The sequence below is a fragment of the Chryseobacterium sp. NFX27 genome, assembly GCF_049887855.1.
Lineage (GTDB): Bacteria > Bacteroidota > Bacteroidia > Flavobacteriales > Weeksellaceae > Chryseobacterium.
Genome location: NZ_JAGEKK010000001.1, coordinates 339810 through 358646 on the forward strand (window position 1 = coordinate 339810; position 18837 = coordinate 358646).

Genomic DNA, 18837 nt, shown 5'->3' on the forward strand with positions numbered 1-18837 from the left:
TATATAAAATTGGCTTATTGATATGATCAGAAAAAAAGAATATTTGGCTATCTGATAAAAACTTAATCATTAATTGATAAACAAAACAATGATTCAATTGAGATAATGGGCTCAAAACGTGGCGATGTTTCTTCCGTTGCCAACCAGAGATAACGGGAATAAAAAATGCCTCAAATAAATTTGAGGCATTCTTATGTATTGTAAGAAAAATCTTAAGCTTGTACGTTGTTACCTCCTAATACGAAAGGCTCAACTTCTTTGATTTCTCCAAATTGCTGCTCGTAGTTAGTGATGTTTTGTTGAAGAGCAGAAAGTACTCTCTTAGCATGAAGTGGAGCAAGAATAATTCTTGATCTTACTTTAGCCTGTTGTACACCTGGCATTAATTGGATGAAATCTACAACGAATTCAGATGGAGAGTGGTTTACCAATGCTAAGTTAGCATATACTCCAGCAGCTACCATTTCGTTTAATTCGATGTTGATGTTTCCATCTTGAGGATTTTGATTGTTGTCCATTTTTATAAATTATTTTTTTTGAAATTGAAATTTGAGATTGTGAAAATATAAAAATAAATTCAAACCTCAAATTTCAAATCATTAATTTTAGTTAAGGTCTTCAAATTCTTTTTTAGAACCTACAATTACATTCTGGTATTCTTTAAGACCTGTACCTGCAGGGATTCTGTGTCCTACAATTACATTTTCTTTAAGACCACTTAAGAAGTCTACTTTACCAGCAACAGCTGCTTCGTTCAGAACTTTAGTAGTTTCCTGGAATGATGCTGCAGACATGAATGACTTGGTCTGAAGAGCTGCTCTTGTAATACCTTGCAATACAGGTGTTGCTGTAGCAGGAAGCGCTTCTCTTACTTCAACCAAGGCCTGATCTTCACGCTTCAACTTGGAGTTCTCATCTCTTAATTCTCTAGCAGTAATCATCTGTCCTGGCTTGAATTCTTTAGAATCACCAGCTTCCACTACTACTTTAAGACCGAATACTCTGTTGTTTTCTTCCAAGAAATCAAACTTATGTTCTAATGCACCTTCTAGGAACTGAGTATCACCTCCGTCTACGATAGATACTTTTGTCATCATCTGTCTTACGATGATTTCGAAGTGCTTATCGTCGATTTTTACCCCCTGAAGACGGTAAACTTCCTGAATTTCGTTTACTAAATATTCCTGAACCGCAGTTGGACCTTTAATTCTTAAGATGTCATCCGGAGTAATTGAACCGTCAGAAAGTGGCGAACCAGCTCTTACGAAGTCATTCTCCTGAACAAGGATCTGGTTGGAAAGTTTCACAAGGTAAATCTTTCTTTCGCCAGTTTTAGCCTCAACAATAAGTTCACGGTTACCTCTCTTGATTTTTCCGTAAGAAACTACCCCATCGATTTCAGTAACAACCGCCGGGTTTGAAGGGTTTCTTGCTTCGAATAATTCGGTAACTCTCGGAAGACCTCCGGTGATATCCCCTGCTTTTGCAGATTTTCTTGGGATCTTGATCAAGACTTTACCAGCCTTAATTTTTTCACCATCGTTTACCATTAAGTGGGCTCCTACCGGTAAGTTGTAACCTTTCTGCTCAACTCCTTTAGAATCTACTACTTTTAAGGTAGGTACAGCTTTCTTATTTCTGGATTCAGAGATTACTTTCTCTTCAAATCCTGTCTGTTCGTCAATTTCAAGCTGGAATGAAATACCCTGGATGATATCCTCGTATTCTACTTTACCAGCTGTTTCAGCAATAATTACCGCGTTATACGGATCCCATTTAGCAATAAGATCACCTTTCTTCACTTTATCACCGGATTTAACTACTAACTGAGAACCGTAAGGTACGTTAGCAATCATCATTGGTGTTCTCTGCTCGTTATCGGTAACCAATCTGAATTCTGTTGTACGGGAAACTACTACTTCCGCAGTATTACCGTTTTCATCTTCAGAAGTAATTGTTCTTACTTCATCCAATTCTACAACACCGTCTCTTCTTGCAACAATAGATGGGTTTTCTGAAACGTTCGTGGATACACCCCCTTGGTGGAAGGTTCTCAACGTAAGCTGAGTACCAGGCTCCCCAATTGACTGAGCAGCAATAACACCTACTGCTTCACCCATATGGATCATCTTACCTGTTGCTAAGTTTCTACCGTAACATTTTGCACAGATCCCTTTTTTAGTTTCACAAGTAAGCGGTGAACGAACCTCTACAAATTCTAAACCTGCAGCTTCAATTCTCTTCGCTAATGCTTCATTAATTACCTGATCTGCCTCAGTGATCAGCTCATCTGTTTCAGGATCGTAGATATTATGAAGAGAAACTCTACCTAAGATTCTTTCGGAGATCTTTTCAACGATCTCGTCATTTTTCTTAAGTGCAGTCACTTCAGTACCTCTTAAAGTACCACAGTCGTCCTCAGTAACGATAACGTCCTGAGCAACGTCTACCAATCTTCTTGTTAAGTAACCGGCATCGGCTGTTTTAAGAGCGGTATCTGCAAGACCTTTACGGGCACCGTGAGTAGAGATAAAGTACTCAAGGATGGAAAGACCTTCTTTAAAGTTTGCCAGGATCGGGTTTTCAATAATTTCCGCACCGGTAGAACCAGCTTTCTGCGGTTTTGCCATCAAACCTCTCATCCCTGATAACTGACGGATCTGTTCTTTGGAACCCCTCGCACCAGAATCAAGCATCATATATACAGAGTTGAATCCACCTTGATCGGTTTTCATTCTACCCATGATCATTTCAGTTAATCCGGCGTTGGTGTTGGTCCAAACGTCGATTACCTGGTTATAACGTTCTGTATCGGTAATCAGACCCATGTTATAGTTGGCTCTAATTTCGTCAACAGTTTCAATAGATGTAGCAATCATTTTCTTCTTCTCAACAGGAACAACGATGTCACCTAATGAGAATGAAAGACCACCTTTAAATGCATTTGAATACCCTAAGTCTTTCATTGCATCCAGGAACTTCACAGTTGTAGGGAAATCTGTATCAGCAAGTACTTTACCAATAACATTTCTTAATGATTTCTTAGTAAGAAGTTCATTAATATATCCTGACTGCTTAGGCACGATCTGGTTGAATAAGATTCTACCTACAGAAGTTTCGATCAATTTTGTTGTAATTTGACCATCTTCTTTAACTGGTAGTCTACATCTTACCTTAGCGTTTAATGAAACTCTACCTTCAGCATAAGCAATTTCCGCTTCTTCCGGAGAATAGAATGCCAAACCTTCTCCTAAAACTTTTTTCTCTTCTGTAGAGCTTAATTCTTTGGTCATGAAATAAAGACCAAGAACCATGTCCTGAGAAGGTACGGTAATAGGAGAACCGTTTGCAGGGTTCAGGATGTTCTGAGAACCTAGCATCAATAACTGAGCTTCAAGGATTGCCTCAGGGCCTAACGGTAAGTGTACCGCCATCTGGTCACCATCGAAATCGGCGTTGAATGCTGTTGTTACCAACGGGTGAAGCTGAATAGCTTTACCTTCGATCATCTTCGGCTGGAATGCCTGAATACCCAGTCTGTGAAGCGTAGGTGCTCTGTTCAGTAGAACAGGGTGGCCTTTCATCACGTTTTCAAGGATATCATATACTACAGGCTCTTTTCTGTCGATGATTCTCTTTGCAGATTTCACAGTTTTTACAATTCCTCTTTCGATCAGTTTTCTGATGATAAACGGTTTGTAAAGTTCTGCTGCCATATCTTTAGGAATACCACATTCGTGAAGCTGTAAGTTTGGACCTACAACAATTACGGAACGCGCAGAGTAGTCTACCCTTTTCCCTAGTAAGTTCTGACGGAAACGACCCTGCTTACCTTTCAATGAATCAGAAAGTGATTTCAGTGGTCTGTTTGATTCAGATTTTACAGCAGAAGATTTTCTTGTATTATCGAATAATGAATCTACTGATTCCTGAAGCATACGCTTCTCGTTTCTCAAGATTACTTCCGGAGCTTTGATCTCCAAAAGTCTTTTCAGACGGTTGTTTCTGATAATAACTCTTCTGTAAAGGTCATTTAAGTCAGAAGTTGCGAAACGTCCTCCATCCAACGGAACCAACGGTCTCAGTTCTGGTGGTATTACAGGAAGCACACGCATAATCATCCACTCTGGTCTGTTGATCATTCTTGTATTGGCACCTCTTAATGCCTCTACAACGTTCAATCTTTTAAGAGCTTCAGTTCTTCTTTGCTTGGAACCTTCGTTGTGAGCTTTGTGTCTTAAATCGAAAGACAATGCATCAAGATTGATTCTTTTTAACAGATCTTCAACAGCTTCAGCACCCATTCTGGCGATGAATTTGTTTGGATCGGAATCATCAAGATACTGGTTTTCCACAGGAAGAGTTTCCATGATGTCCAGGTACTCTTCTTCTGTAAGGAACTCCATATTATCGAAGTCAGAACCGTCTAATTTTTTAGCAATACCCTGCTGAATCACTACATATCTTTCGTAGTAGATGATCATGTCTAATTTCTTAGAAGGAATTCCTAAAAGGTAACCGATTTTGTTCGGTAATGAACGGAAATACCAGATGTGCGCGATAGGCACTACAAGGTTGATGTGTCCGATTCTTTCTCTTCTTACTTTTTTCTCAGTAACTTCTACTCCACAACGGTCACAAACAATTCCTTTGTAACGAATTCTCTTGTATTTACCACAAGCACATTCGTAATCCTTTACCGGACCAAAGATTTTTTCACAGAACAAACCATCTCTTTCAGGCTTGTGCGTTCTGTAGTTAATAGTTTCCGGCTTTAAGACTTCCCCTCTTGATTCCTGAAGAATCGATTCCGGTGAAGCTAAACCGATGGTTATTTTATTAAATCTACTTGATTTATTTTTATTTGACATTTTTTAGATTTTAGATTTTGGATTATAAATTTTGGATTATAAATTCTGAACTGATTCAAAATTCAACATTCAAAATTTAAAATTATTCCTCAAGTCTTACATCAAGTCCAAGTCCTTGTAACTCGTGAAGTAATACATTGAATGATTCCGGGATACCTGGTTCAGGCATGGACTCACCTTTTGCAATGGCTTCATAAGTTTTTGCTCTACCAATCACGTCATCCGACTTCACTGTCAGAATCTCTCTCAGAATATTTGATGCTCCGAATGCTTCAAGAGCCCAAACCTCCATCTCTCCGAATCTCTGACCTCCGAACTGAGCTTTACCTCCTAACGGCTGCTGAGTAATCAATGAGTAAGGACCAATAGAACGTGCGTGCATCTTATCATCAACCATGTGTCCCAGTTTCAGCATATAAATAATACCTACTGTAGCCGGCTGAGTAAATCTTTCTCCAGTACCACCATCATAAAGGTGAGTGTTACCGAATTTAGGAAGACCAGCTTTTTCTGTATATTCAGTGATCTGATCAAGACTTGCACCGTCAAAGATTGGTGTAGCGAACGTCATTCCCAGTTTCTGACCAGCCCATCCAAGAACTGTTTCATAAATCTGTCCGATGTTCATACGGGAAGGTACCCCAAGTGGATTCAATACGATATCTACCGGTGTTCCGTCTTCAAGGAATGGCATATCTTCTTCACGAACGATTCTTGAAACGATACCTTTGTTACCGTGACGTCCTGCCATTTTATCCCCTACATTCAACTTACGTTTTTTAGCGATATAGACTTTAGCCAATTTCATGATTCCTGCAGGAAGTTCATCTCCGATAGAAATAGCGAATTTCTCACGGTTTTTAACTCCTTGGATATCATTGAACTTGATTTTATAGTTGTGAATTAATTGTTTTACCAATTCATTCTTATCGTTATCTACAGTCCAGTCTGCACCGCTTACGTTAACGTAATCTTCAACTGAAGTCAATAATTTATGAGTAAACTTCACCCCTTTACCGATGATTTCTTCATCAAGATCGTTGGTCACACCCTGAGAAGTTTTACCACCTACCAGTGTATTTAATTTTTCAATTAAAGTGTTTCTTAACTCATCAAACTTAGCCTTGTAAGTGTTTTCAATCTCTTCAAGTTTAAGTTTTTCTTCAGTTCTTTTCTTTTTATCTTTAATGTTTCTGGAGAACAATTTTTTGTTGATTACAACACCTCTTAATGAAGAATCTGCTTTCAATGAAGCATCTTTTACATCACCGGCTTTGTCACCAAAGATTGCTCTAAGAAGTTTCTCTTCAGGAGTTGGGTCAGATTCACCTTTTGGCGTAATCTTACCGATCATAATATCACCAGGCTTCACTTCAGCACCGATTCTGATCATCCCGTTCTCATCAAGATCTTTCGTAGCTTCTTCAGAAACGTTAGGAATATCTGCTGTCAGTTCTTCCATACCTAATTTGGTATCACGAACTTCAAGTGAATATTCATCAACGTGGATTGAAGTAAACCAGTCTTCACGTACCACTTTTTCGTTGATTACGATAGCATCCTCAAAGTTGTATCCTTTCCAAGGCATGAAGGCTACCACTAAGTTTCTACCAAGAGCTAATTCTCCGTTTTCAGTAGCATAACCGTCGCAAAGAACCTGTCCTTTATGCACTGTTTCACCTACTCTTACGTTTGGTCTCAGTGTAATTGTTGTACTCTGGTTGGTTTTTCTGAACTTAGTAAGGTGGTATGTTTTAGTAGCAGACTCAAACTGTACTAAATCTTCGTCAGCACTTCTTTCATATTTAATGGTGATTTTATCAGCATCTACATATTCTACAAGACCTGTACCTTCAGCATTGATTAAGATTCTTGAATCTTTGGCAACCTGCTGTTCCAGACCTGTACCAACGATTGGAGCTTGTGGCTTCAATAGAGGAACGGCCTGACGCATCATGTTGGATCCCATCAATGCACGGTTCGCATCATCATGTTCCAGGAACGGAATTAATGAAGCTGAAATACCGGAAATCTGGTTTGGTGCAACGTCGATAAGGTTAACCTGAGAAGGCTCAACTACCGGATAGTCACCATCCAATCTTGCGATGATTCTGTCTGTTAAGAATTCCCCGCCATCGTTCAACTCTACGTTGGCCTGAGCAATTACTTTATCTTCTTCGTCTTCTGCATTCAGATAAATAGGATCAGCATTAAGATCTACTTTACTGTTTTCTACTTTTCTGTATGGCGTTTCAATGAAACCTAAGGTATTGATTTTAGCATAAATACCTAAAGAAGAAATCAAACCAATGTTTGGTCCTTCCGGAGTTTCAATCGGACAAATTCTTCCGTAGTGGGTATGGTGAACGTCACGAACCTCGAAACCTGCTCTTTCTCTTGATAAACCACCAGGTCCCAGGGCAGAAAGTCTACGCTTGTGCGTAATTTCTGATAGCGGGTTGGTTTGGTCCATGAACTGAGAAAGCTGGTTGGTACCGAAGAATGAGTTAATTACTGATGTTAATGTTTTAGCATTTACAAGATCAAGCGGAGTAAAGATTTCGTTATCTCTAACGTTCATTCTTTCTTTGATCGTTCTTGCAATTCTTGAAAGACCTACACCGAACTGTCCTGCCAATTGCTCACCAACAGTTTTAATTCTTCTGTTTGATAAGTGGTCAATATCATCAACCTCAGCTTTAGAGTTAACAAGCTCGATTAAGTGTCTTACGATAGCAATGATGTCTTCTTTTGTAAGAACTTCAGTGGTAGTCGGAATGTTTAGACCTAGCTTTTTGTTTAGTCTGTAACGTCCTACTTCTCCTAATGAGTATCTCTGCTCAGAGAAGAATAGTTTTTCAATGATTCCTCTTGCTGTTTCCTCATCTGGCGGATCTGCGTTTCTTAACTGACGGTAGATATACTCTACAGCTTCTTTTTCAGAGTTTGTAGGGTCTTTCTGTAATGTATTCTGGATGATAGAGAATTCATTGCTGTTTTCTTTGTGAATCAGGATAGATTTCACACCAGCATCAAGAATAAGATCTAAATGTTCTTTTTCAAGAATAGTTTCTCTGTCCAGGATGATTTCGTTTCTTTCGATAGAAACTACTTCACCTGTATCTTCGTCTACGAAATCTTCGAACCATGTGTTCAATACTCTCGCAGCCAATGTTCTTCCTTCTACTTTTTTAAGGGCAGCTTTAGAAACTTTCACTTCTTCCGCAAGGTCGAAGATCTGAAGGATATCCTTATCAGATTCGTAACCGATAGCTCTTAACAGGGTAGTTAATGGTAACTTTTTCTTACGGTCGATATAGGCGTACATTACGCTGTTGATATCGGTTGTAAATTCCATCCAAGATCCTTTGAAAGGGATAATTCTTGAATAGTACAGTTTAGTTCCGTTTGCGTGGTAAGTCTGTCCGAAGAATACACCAGGTGAACGGTGAAGCTGCGTAACAATAACTCTCTCTGCACCATTGATGATGAAAGATCCACTAGGCGTCATATAAGGAACCGGGCCTAAATACACATCCTGAACCACAGTCTGGAAATCCTCGTGCTCAGGGTCTGTACAATACAATTTAAGTCTTGCTTTAAGAGGAACTGAATACGTCAATCCTCTTTCCACACACTCGTTAATTGAATAACGTGGAGAATCTACCAGATAATCAAGGAATTCCAATACGAACTGATTTCTAGAATCGGTGATCGGGAAGTTTTCCTGGAAGGTTCTGTATAAACCTTCGTCTGTTCTGTCTTCTGGAAGGGTATCAAGCTGGAAAAAATCTCTGAAAGACTCTAACTGGATATCCAGGAAGTCAGGAGTGATAATTTTTCCTTTAGCTGATGAGAAGTTAATTCTCTGATTCCCCCTTGTAGTTGCTGTTGTTTTACTCATAAAACTTTTAAGAAAGGGTTAAAAAATATTTTGATTCATTAAAAAATATCAGGAAAGAAAAAGAAAAGAGAGAAAAGATAAAAGACTTCAAATGTTTGGCGCTATTAGAAATCGTCTTTATTCTTTGTTCTTTATTCTTAAAATCTAATCCTAACTGCAACGCTGGTATATCTTTTCACAGCGTAATGCAAAATATTTTCACTTACTTTTGGGGCAGAACTTGCCGCAGTATCTATATACGAGAAATCCCTTTCATTATTTTCCATGAAAGAGCTGATTTTCAATATTTTATAGATTTACAAACAATTATTCGCGCCAAAAGAGGGACAAAGGTACAAAATTTCATCCATATAGACAAATAAAACCACTTCATTTTGAGAGCATTAAGTCCTCAAATAAAAAAGGCTGTCCCGAAGAACAGCCTTTCATTATATCAATTTGAAAATTATTTCACAATGATCTTATAAGATTTCATTGTTGACTTAGTTTCTATCTTTACAATATAAATACCTGCCGGCAGTGAAGCTGTGTTGATTTCAGCATTACCGGAGAATTTATCTGACTTAATCAGCTGTCCCTGAGCAGAGAACACGGTATAAGTTCCAGCTTCTGCGGATTTAACGTTTAAGTTTTCACCTGATTTAACCGGGTTAGGATACACATTAATATCATTGGCGGTTGAAGTAACATCAGCACCAGTTACTCCTTTAGCAGCTGAGCTCAACGCGCTCTTCAACAGAGCAGCATAAGGAGACAGTGGAGAATTCGGAGCTCCTCTCTTCACAAGGTCTGTATCTACAACAGCCTGGATACCGTCTTTATCAAGGTCATTGATTCTTGAAATAAACCCTACTCCAAAGTCATCCAGGTTATCTTTACCGATAGCCCACAGATCATAATCAACTCCGTTTGAATTTAAGTCAACAAAATCCGGCTTATCGTCACCATCTGTATTTTTAAGAGGGTATTTCATGACACCTGAATCCGGAGACGTTTCCAAAATATCAGCAATACCATTACTTCCTACAGCAACATTGCTATCAATAACACCATTAAGATCTGCATCTATCTGGCTGATTACTGATGTCGGAATACCAGATTCAAATAAATCTAAAATACCATCATTATCAGAATCTAAATCCTGGTAGCTGGAAATTCCATCTCCCAATACCTGAACAGGTCCAAATACCCCTTCTGTATCATCATCTTCAAATTTACCGTTTCCATCAAGATCTTCTAAAGCATCTGGAATTCCATCATTATCAGAATCAAGATCACATGCATCTACAATTCCGTCACCATCTGTATCAATAGCAGGAGACTTGTCATTTACCGCAGTACATCCTTCTGCACAATCCGGAATACCATTACCGTTATTATCAATACTGTCATTTCCATTAGGACACTGATCGAAGCAGTTTGGCACTCCATCATTATCATCGTCTCTGCTTGCAAATGCGTTATAGATATAATAGTTTTGAGGGATACGTACTCCCGTACCACTATAGAAGGTAACTTTAATACGGTTGAAAGGCTTGGTTGCCTTACCTCCTACGTAAAACTTATTAGAATCTGTGGTGAAAAAATTCCCGCTGATTAAGCTTCCTGTACTTGTGAAGCTATCTGTTTGGGTATTATTGTTATAAAGTGTCACTGTAATATTTTCAAGAACACTTACACCGATCAGGTTCGCTGCCTTTTCCAATGTAAATCCGGCATATGTATTAGCAGGAAGTAAGCTGTTGGTACTTACTGTAGCATAAGCTGAGAAAATACTTAAAAATGAAGCAACCGGAATAGTTGCCGTAGCATAATTAGATGTATTGGTATCTACAATCGCTGACGGGTTTACCATTTTTGCTAGAATAAGACCAAAAAGCCCAGGACCGGAAGTCCAGTTAGTTCCTGTTACCAGGTTTCCCGGAATTGCAGAACCACTGGTCTGAATTTTATCATTACAGTCACAAGATGCGGGCTCCTCAAAGGCATAATACACTTTTAAAGATCCTAAATTAACCCCTAAAGTCTGTGTCACTTTTAAACGTACTTCGTTAAAAGGCTTAGAAGCTGTAAGCGTTACTTTCTGCTTACCTGAACCAAAACCTAAAACTTTAATATTGATAAGTCCTCCGCCGTCAGATAATGTTCTGGAATCCTGCAGCTGACCATATAAATAAGTTTCTACAGTAATATTTTTCAAAAATTCTGCGCTTAAAAGCTTTCCTTCATCATCCGGAGATATCACAAAACCTGTTCTGTTTCCTGCAGGATAAACCTGATTTTTATCTAGTACTCCTACTGAATAAGATCCAAGAAGTCCCGCCGGCAATACAATTGATCCGTAAGAGTTCTTGTCTCCGTCTCCTATTCTTTCTCTGTTCTGAACAAAAGAAAGTGGAGCAATAAAGCTGCTGCTTCCTGATACGTTTCCATCTACACCACTTCCTGCGATAATATCGTCACAGATCCCATTGGCGTCAACAGGAACTTTAGCAGGATCAAATGCAAATGCATAATACACATTCATTGCACTGAATACAGACAGTACATTAGTTTGGTACAATCTTACTTCATCAAACTCCCTGGTTGTCTTAAAGTGAAGGAAAATCCTGTTTTTAGCACCTCCAAATGCAGGAACCGACAATAAAGTACTGCTTGTCGTAGATTCCTGAAGTACACCGTTTTTATAGGTGCTGATTCTTAATGAACTCAACAGATCTATTGTAATGAAGCTTGTTCCAAGGTCTACATTGAAACCTGTGATATAACCTGCAGGATAAGTAGTATTTGTATTTTTCACAGAGATACCGTTACCGCTTACCAAAGAAGCAAAGTTCCCCATGCTTACGCTGTTGTCTAGATTCGCATCTACAACCGGCGTCATGCTTCCGTTATAGCATGCCAGACAAATACCTGAATTATTTACAGGCTTAGCTTCTACCCCCATCCCTCGGATAGGCTCATAACCTTTTTGAGCAGTAACTGCCGCTGACATCAGCAATATCATCAGCAATACCGCAAATTTCTCGAATAATTTTTTTGCCATTTTTTTTGTTTTTTTGTTTTATTTTTATAAAAATTTGTGTTTAAATATTATAGTGTTTGCCATCCGTATGCAGCATTACCAGTTTGTCTGCAGCCAACAAAATTCCCGGATGTTACCCCCAGTACAGTGGCCACTTCATATATTATTGATCCCGCATTAGATGCATCACATGTAGGTCTTGTTGCGGAAGATTTTATCTGAACAGCCTTACTCACTTCCAAATCTGCGTAGTTGGTTGAATTTGGGCTTACATTTATTCCCACATCAGTCAGCGCTGTACCTACAGCTCCCTGTCCCGAAAACACATGTGCATTATTAGCATAGGTTGACTGATTAGCCATTGAAGTCCCGCCAACTCCGATCGCAATAGCTCCTGAAGTTCCGCTTACATTATTATTGCTTCCAAAAGCAAAATTATTTAAGGTAACAACATTGTTAGCCCCAAAAGCAAATCCTCCGTTGGTGGCATTGTTTGTATGCCCTACTGCTACAGCAATTGAATTGCCTGTTGTATTAAAAGCACCAAACGCGAAATTGCTTGATGATACCGCAGTATTGGATGTTCCGAATACTTTTCCTCCTCCGGTGGCTGTATTTAATGATCCTATTGCTATTGCCGGAAAATTAACTCCTGTGGTAGTGGCTGTATTTCCTTTTCCCAGTGCTATATTATTCGAAGTACTGTTAATAATATTTGCACTCCCCCAGGATAGATGTGAGGCAGTTTCGCCCCCTCCTGAAAGCCCACCAGCAGCATCAAGAACCGCATGCACTTTATTGGCACTTATCATGACGAGATCAGCAGCTCCTTTAGGTCCCAGATAATTAGCAGAAGCCGGTGCAGCCCCCAAAACTTCTGCAGTAGTAGAAATTTCACCCACTGCATTTCCTTTAATCTGCCATTCTGTACCGGTCTGTTTCTGCCACACTGCTCCGTCAAAATAATAATATCCAGGAGTCGTTACATTAATCGTTGGGCCGACAGGAGTAGCATTAACAGACGTAACATACACCAAAGCTCCCGTCTGAGCAGCCGCATAGGTCTTTGCGGCCAGTTGACTTAATGAAAGTCTTGGTGCAATAATTCCATCAGGCTTACTGGCATTTGTCGGAAACCCAACCACATCCAATGTAGCCTGGGGAAGACCAGTATTAATTCCGACCTGTGCGTTCGTGAGATACCCCGTAAAGGATAAAACCGCGAGTGTTAATAATTTGTTTTTCATTAAATTGATATTTGTTGTTTTTTTATGTTTTATGTTTTTTTAGAGAATACAGAAACCTACATCCAAATAGTAAATAGTACGTACTAACCCCAACTTGTGCGTTTATAAAGTAATCCTATCAGGATAAACCACGAGTACTGGTATTTTTTTCGTTAAAGTAATTGGAAGAGATCTGCCTTTGGTATGATTAAGATAATTTATCCGGAAACTTAATTATAAAATCAAAACCTTCCCAAATCCTGGGATCTTCAACAGAATGTATATGCTTATACTGTTGTACAATTTCTGCATGTCTACACAGCAAGCCCCTATGCCTAATATCAGCATACAGCTTTATTTCTACAGAAGCATTACTAACAGCAGGAGCCTTATCTTTTTCTGAATATTCTGTAAACTCACCAGTTTGACAAAAAGAGCATAGTGATACAGTAGAATTCTGTACTGCTAAAGATGTGGCGCTGAGATTTCCTATCTGCCATGCAAACAACATATTGATACAATATGCTACGGCACAGCCATAGAAGATAAAGTAACTTCTTTTCAAATTATGTATGTGTTTTTTTTCGATACAAATATAGTAAATTTTCAATCAAAACAATTTTTTAATATTAAATTTTAATGTAAAATAAACTATTTGGCGTATAATAAATATTTAATTATGTTAATAATTACGAAATACATAATCATAATTAAATATTTAAATATAAAAATCAATAATATTTCAATATTTAAATGAATTATGTTGATTTTTAAACTGTTATAAAAACAAAAAAGCCCGGACATTGCTGTCCGGGCTTCTTATTTTATAGTAAATTGAATTATTTCAATTCTACTTCAGCACCAGCTTCTTCTAATTGCTTCTTAAGAGCTTCAGCTTCGTCTTTAGAGATTCCTTGCTTGATAGCAGCAGGAGCTCCGTCTACGATATCTTTAGCTTCTTTAAGACCAGCACCAGTTAAATCTTTTACCAATTTAACGATAGCCAATTTAGAAGCACCTGCAGACTTAAGAATTACGTCGAATTCTGTTTTTTCTTCAGCAGCTTCACCTGCACCACCTGCAGCAACTACTACAGCAGCAGCAGCTGGCTCAATTCCGTACTCATCCTTAAGGATAGTAGCTAATTCGTTTACGTCTTTTACTGTTAGGTTTACTAGCGTTTCAGCTAAATTTTTTAAATCTGACATTGTTGTAATGTTTTTGTTGATTATTTATTTAATTTTTTGAGAGTAATTATTCAGCAGCTGGCGTTTCGTCAGTGCTTTCTGCAGCAGGAGCTTCCGGAGCTTCAGCAGCAGGAGTTTCTTCTACAGCAGGTGCAGCAGCTTCTTCAGCTGTAGCTTCTACTGTTTCAGATTTGTTTTGAAGAGCAGAAACAACTCTTTGAATTGGAGACTGAAGTAATCCGATGATTTCACCGATCATTTCTTCTCTAGACTTAATGCTTACTAAAGCATCAAGGTTGTTATCACCAACATAGAAAGTTTCCTGTACAAAAGCAGACTTTAATGCCGGCTTCTCTTCTTTTTTTCTGAAGTCTTTGATTAATTTTGCCGGAGCGTTAGCTGTATCAGCAATCATTAATGCAGAGTTACCTTTGAATGTCTGGAACATTTCAGAGAAATCTACTCCGTCAATTTGCTCCATTGCTTTTTGTAAAAGTGTATTTTTTACCACTTTCACTTTGATATTCTGCTTGAAAGCCTGTCTTCTGAAATCAGAAGATTTAGCAGCGTTCAAACCGTCTAAATCTGCTACATAAACTACTTTCGCATCCTGAAGCAAATCTTTGATCTCTTGTATTGCTACAACTTTTTGGTCTTTTGTCATTGTCTTAAGGATTATTATTAGTTAACAGATTTACTATCAATTGCAATACCAGGGCTCATTGTAGAAGACAAATAAATGCTCTTCACATAAGTACCTTTAGCAGCAGTTGGTTTCATTTTGATCAATGTAGAAATTAATTCCTGAGCATTTTCTTTGATTTTAACAGCATCGAAAGATACTTTACCAATACCGGCATGGATGATACCATACTTGTCTACTTTGAAATCAATTTTACCTGCTTTTACTTCAGTTACTGCTTTACCAATTTCCATAGTTACAGTTCCTGATTTAGGGTTAGGCATAAGACCTCTAGGTCCTAATACTCTACCTAATGGACCTAATTTACCCATAACAGCTGGCATAGTAACGATAACGTCAACATCTGTCCAACCTTCCTTTATTTTTTGTAAATATTCGTCAAGACCTACATAATCAGCTCCAGCTTCTTTCGCTTCAGCTTCTTTATCTGGTGTAACCAATGCTAATACTTTAACATCTTTACCAGTACCGTGAGGAAGAGATACAACACCTCTTACCATTTGGTTTGCTTTTCTTGGATCTACACCCAATCTTACAGCGATATCTACAGAAGCATCAAACTTTGTAGTGTTTACTTCTTTTACAAGAGCAGAACCTTCTTCAAGGTTATAGATTCTTCCTTTTTCTACTTTGCTTAAAGCTTCCTTTTGCTTTTTAGTTAATTTTGCCATTTCTATTAGTTTTAAGCGTTAAAAGTTGGTTTAGTTCCTGTTACTCTTAATCCCATAGATCTAGCAGTACCTGCAACCATAGAAACTGCAGAATCCACTGTAAAGCAGTTAAGGTCAGTCATTTTATCCTCAGCGATTTTCTTTACCTGATCCCAAGATACAGAACCTACTTTGTTTCTGTTTGGTTCTCCGGAACCTCCTTTGATCTTAGCCGCATCCATTAACTGAATTGCTGCAGGTGGAGTTTTAATAACGAATTCAAAAGATTTGTCTTCGTATACTGTAATTACTACAGGTAAAACTTGCCCTGGCTTATCTTGGGTTCTCCCGTTAAATTGCTTACAAAACTCCATGATGTTCACACCTGCAGAACCCAATGCTGGACCTACTGGTGGAGAAGGGTTAGCTGCGCCACCTTTCACCTGAAGCTTTACCATTTTAAAGACTTTCTTAGCCATTTTTAATTTTTTTAGTTTGAATAATTAATGAGTTTGGAAGCATTTATTATTCAGCAGATTACCGACTCACATACAGTAAATCTACTTTTCGGACTGCAAAATTATGAAATATTTTTGAATTAGCAAATGGAAAGCGCTGATTTTTAGAAAGAATATGAAATATTTTTTCTATTTGCATTTATAAAGACAAAAGTTCCATTAAACTATTCTTTTTTTATTCTTGTCTATATTTTTAAGGTTTGCTGCCTAAAATGAATTTATTATAACAGGGTAACTAAGCAATACAAACTTAATTCTTACATATAATACATCATCAAATTCTTTGGAATTCGATGTTTCACAAATCTTTCATAGCAGCCCTTTGAACAAAATAAAGAACAACAAAGAAATAATAAGCAAAAAAAGACTGCCAAACAGCAGTCTTTTATATATTTTAAAAGTATGGGTTATACTTTTTCCACTTGCATATAGCTAAGCTCCATTGGAGTTTTTCTTCCGAAGATCAATACAGAAACTTCAATTTTCTTCTTATCTTCAAGAATCTTCTCAATAGTTCCGTTAAATCCATTGAAAGGTCCGTCAATTACTTTAACGTTTTCACCTACAATGTAAGGGATCTCAACATCGCTTGCAAATTCTGATAGCTCATCCATTCTTCCCAGCATTCTGTTCACCTCAGATTTTCTCATAGGAACAGGATCACCTCCTTTGGTTAAGCTTAAGAAAGATATTACTCCCGGAATATTTTTAATTGCGTGAGGAATTTCTCCCATCAGATCAGCTTCGATCATTAAGTATCCAGGATAGTAAGGCTTCTCTTTAGGAACTTTTTTTCCGTTTCTGATCTGAATAACCTTTTCCATAGGAATAACCACCTGAGTAACGTACTGCTCAAACCCTAAACGTTTGATTTCTGTCTCAATATAGTTTTTCACTTTATTTTCCTGTCCGCTGATTGCTTTCAGCACATACCATTTCAATTCGCTCATTATGGGAAAATACTTTTTTAGTTGAACACGTTAATTAGCATTCCAATTATGTTGCTGATTGCTTTCGAAAACAATTCATCAACTCCAAAGGTAAATAATGCCAAAATCACTGTAGCAATAGTTACCACAATAGTAGAAGACTGAAGATCAGCCCACTTTGGCCATTCAACTTTATGTCTGAATTCGTTATAAGAACCTTTTAAAAAATCGACAAATGAACTCATAATTAATATTTGCACGGGCACAAGGATTCGAACCCTGATCAACGGTTTTGGAGACCGGTATCCTACCATTGGACGATGCCCGTAGATAAAAAGCTTCCGAGAGTTTCCTTCCGGAAGCTTTATTTATTTTAAGATGATTAGTCTAAGATTTCAGTAACCTGACCTGAACCAACTGTTCTACCTCCTTCTCTGATCGCAAATCTAAGACCTACGTTAAGAGCGATTGGCTGTAACAATTCTACAGTGATCTCTAAGTTATCACCAGGCATTACCATTTCTACACCTTCTGGTAAGAAGATCTCACCTGTAACGTCAGTAGTTCTTACGTAGAACTGAGGACGGTATTTGTTGTGGAATGGAGTGTGACGTCCACCTTCTTCTTTAGAAAGGATATAAACTGATGCTTTGAATTTTTTGTGTGGCTTAACAGAATCTTTCTTAGCGATTACCATACCTCTCTTGATGTCAGTTTTTTCAATACCTCTCAACAATAGACCTACGTTATCACCAGCTTCACCTCTGTCTAGGATTTTTCTGAACATCTCAACTCCTGTAATAGTAGAAGTTAATTTCTCCTCACCCATACCGATGATATCAACAGGATCACCTGTATTGATAATACCAGCTTCAATTCTACCAGTTGCAACAGTACCTCTACCTGTAATAGAGAATACGTCTTCAATTGGCATCAAGAAAGGCTTATCAGTATCTCTTGGCGGCTGCTCGATCCAGTTATCAACAGCATCCATTAATTCTTCAACGCTCTTGAACCACTTATCTTCAGTATCAGGAGTAGCTGCTGTAGCTGCTGTAAGAGCACCTAATGCAGAACCTTGGATTACTGGAGAGTTGTCTCCGTCAAAATCGTAAGTAGATAATAAGTCTCTAAGCTCCATTTCAACAAGCTCTAATAACTCAGCATCATCTACCATGTCAACTTTGTTCATGAAAACAACGATTCTAGGTACATTTACCTGACGGCAAAGTAGGATATGTTCTCTAGTCTGAGGCATTGGACCGTCAGTTGCAGCACATACTACGATAGCTCCGTCCATTTGAGCAGCACCAGTTACCATGTTCTTTACGTAATCCGCGTGACCTGGACAGTCAACGTGAGCATAGTGTCTTTTTTCAGTTTCGTATTCGATGTGAGCAGTATTGATAGTAATACCTCTTTCTTTTTCTTCTGGAGCAGAGTCAATTGCAGAGAAGTCTTTTTTCTCAGCAAGACCTTTGCTAGCTAGTACAGCAGAAATTGCAGCTGTAAGAGTAGTTTTACCATGGTCAACGTGACCAATAGTACCAATGTTCAAGTGTGGTTTGTTACGATTAAACGTTTCCTTTGCCATGATTTAAAATTATTTATTTTATTATTTTTCAATTTTTCGGTGTGCAAATATAATGATTTTTTAAATACCAAAACCTTTTTATTTAAAAAAGTTTCAATATTCAAATCAAAGAAGTACAAACCTTATATTTCAATGGATGAGACTGCAAATTTACACAAATTTCCGGATTGAAAAAAATCATTATAAACGTTTTTATTTAACAAGATAAAGTATCTGGCTAATTCTGAATA

13 protein-coding genes and 1 tRNA gene are annotated in these 18837 nt (G+C 38.0%); all 14 read right to left on the bottom strand.

Features of this window, described 5'->3' with window-relative positions; translation table 11 throughout:
- Positions 1 to 212 precede the first annotated feature (212 nt).
- The gene (locus J4Q03_RS01620) at positions 213 to 518 is read right to left on the bottom strand and encodes a DUF3467 domain-containing protein (protein ID WP_034702050.1); all 306 of its coding nucleotides are present in this window, start codon (positions 516 to 518) and stop codon (positions 213 to 215) included.
- 87 nt (positions 519 to 605) lie between these two features.
- On the bottom strand, positions 606 to 4871 hold the full coding sequence (rpoC, locus tag J4Q03_RS01625) for a DNA-directed RNA polymerase subunit beta' (protein ID WP_426046500.1): 4266 nt from the start codon (positions 4869 to 4871) through the stop codon (positions 606 to 608).
- Between the two features lie 82 nt (positions 4872 to 4953).
- Positions 4954 to 8775: a DNA-directed RNA polymerase subunit beta gene (gene rpoB / locus J4Q03_RS01630; RefSeq protein WP_426046501.1), complete on the bottom strand. Its 3822-nt coding sequence runs from the start codon at positions 8773 to 8775 to the stop codon at positions 4954 to 4956.
- A gap of 445 nt (positions 8776 to 9220) precedes the next feature.
- Positions 9221 to 11821 carry a T9SS type A sorting domain-containing protein gene (locus J4Q03_RS01635; protein ID WP_426046502.1) on the bottom strand — a complete coding sequence of 867 codons (2601 nt, stop codon included), beginning with the start codon at positions 11819 to 11821 and terminating at the stop codon, positions 9221 to 9223.
- A gap of 47 nt (positions 11822 to 11868) precedes the next feature.
- Entirely contained in the window at positions 11869 to 13047 is a 1179-nt protein-coding gene (locus J4Q03_RS01640) for a hypothetical protein (protein ID WP_426046503.1), read from the bottom strand.
- A 187-nt stretch (positions 13048 to 13234) separates the two neighbouring features.
- Positions 13235 to 13636 carry a hypothetical protein gene (locus J4Q03_RS01645; RefSeq protein WP_426046504.1) on the bottom strand — a complete coding sequence of 134 codons (402 nt, stop codon included), beginning with the start codon at positions 13634 to 13636 and terminating at the stop codon, positions 13235 to 13237.
- Between the two features lie 229 nt (positions 13637 to 13865).
- A complete protein-coding gene (gene rplL, locus J4Q03_RS01650) occupies positions 13866 to 14234 on the bottom strand; it encodes a 50S ribosomal protein L7/L12 (protein ID WP_034723387.1) in 369 nt (122 codons plus the stop codon).
- 46 nt (positions 14235 to 14280) lie between these two features.
- Positions 14281 to 14877, bottom strand: a complete 597-nt coding sequence (rplJ, locus tag J4Q03_RS01655) for a 50S ribosomal protein L10 (RefSeq protein WP_116012308.1) — start codon at positions 14875 to 14877, stop codon at positions 14281 to 14283.
- A gap of 17 nt (positions 14878 to 14894) precedes the next feature.
- Positions 14895 to 15587, bottom strand: a complete 693-nt coding sequence (gene rplA, locus J4Q03_RS01660; RefSeq protein ID WP_111955369.1) for a 50S ribosomal protein L1 — start codon at positions 15585 to 15587, stop codon at positions 14895 to 14897.
- Between the two features lie 11 nt (positions 15588 to 15598).
- Entirely contained in the window at positions 15599 to 16045 is a 447-nt protein-coding gene (gene rplK / locus J4Q03_RS01665; protein ID WP_062650142.1) for a 50S ribosomal protein L11, read from the bottom strand.
- Between the two features lie 446 nt (positions 16046 to 16491).
- Positions 16492 to 17034, bottom strand: coding sequence for a transcription termination/antitermination protein NusG (gene nusG, locus J4Q03_RS01670; RefSeq protein WP_426046505.1), 543 nt, complete (start codon positions 17032 to 17034; stop codon positions 16492 to 16494).
- Between the two features lie 17 nt (positions 17035 to 17051).
- Complete coding sequence (secE, locus tag J4Q03_RS01675) at positions 17052 to 17258, bottom strand: preprotein translocase subunit SecE (protein ID WP_034702507.1); 207 nt, start codon at positions 17256 to 17258, stop codon at positions 17052 to 17054.
- A 12-nt stretch (positions 17259 to 17270) separates the two neighbouring features.
- Positions 17271 to 17341, bottom strand: a tRNA-Trp gene (locus tag J4Q03_RS01680).
- Positions 17342 to 17395: 54 nt separating this feature from the next.
- On the bottom strand, positions 17396 to 18607 hold the full coding sequence (tuf, locus tag J4Q03_RS01685) for an elongation factor Tu (RefSeq protein ID WP_034749673.1): 1212 nt from the start codon (positions 18605 to 18607) through the stop codon (positions 17396 to 17398).
- Between the last annotated feature and the right edge of the window lie 230 nt (positions 18608 to 18837).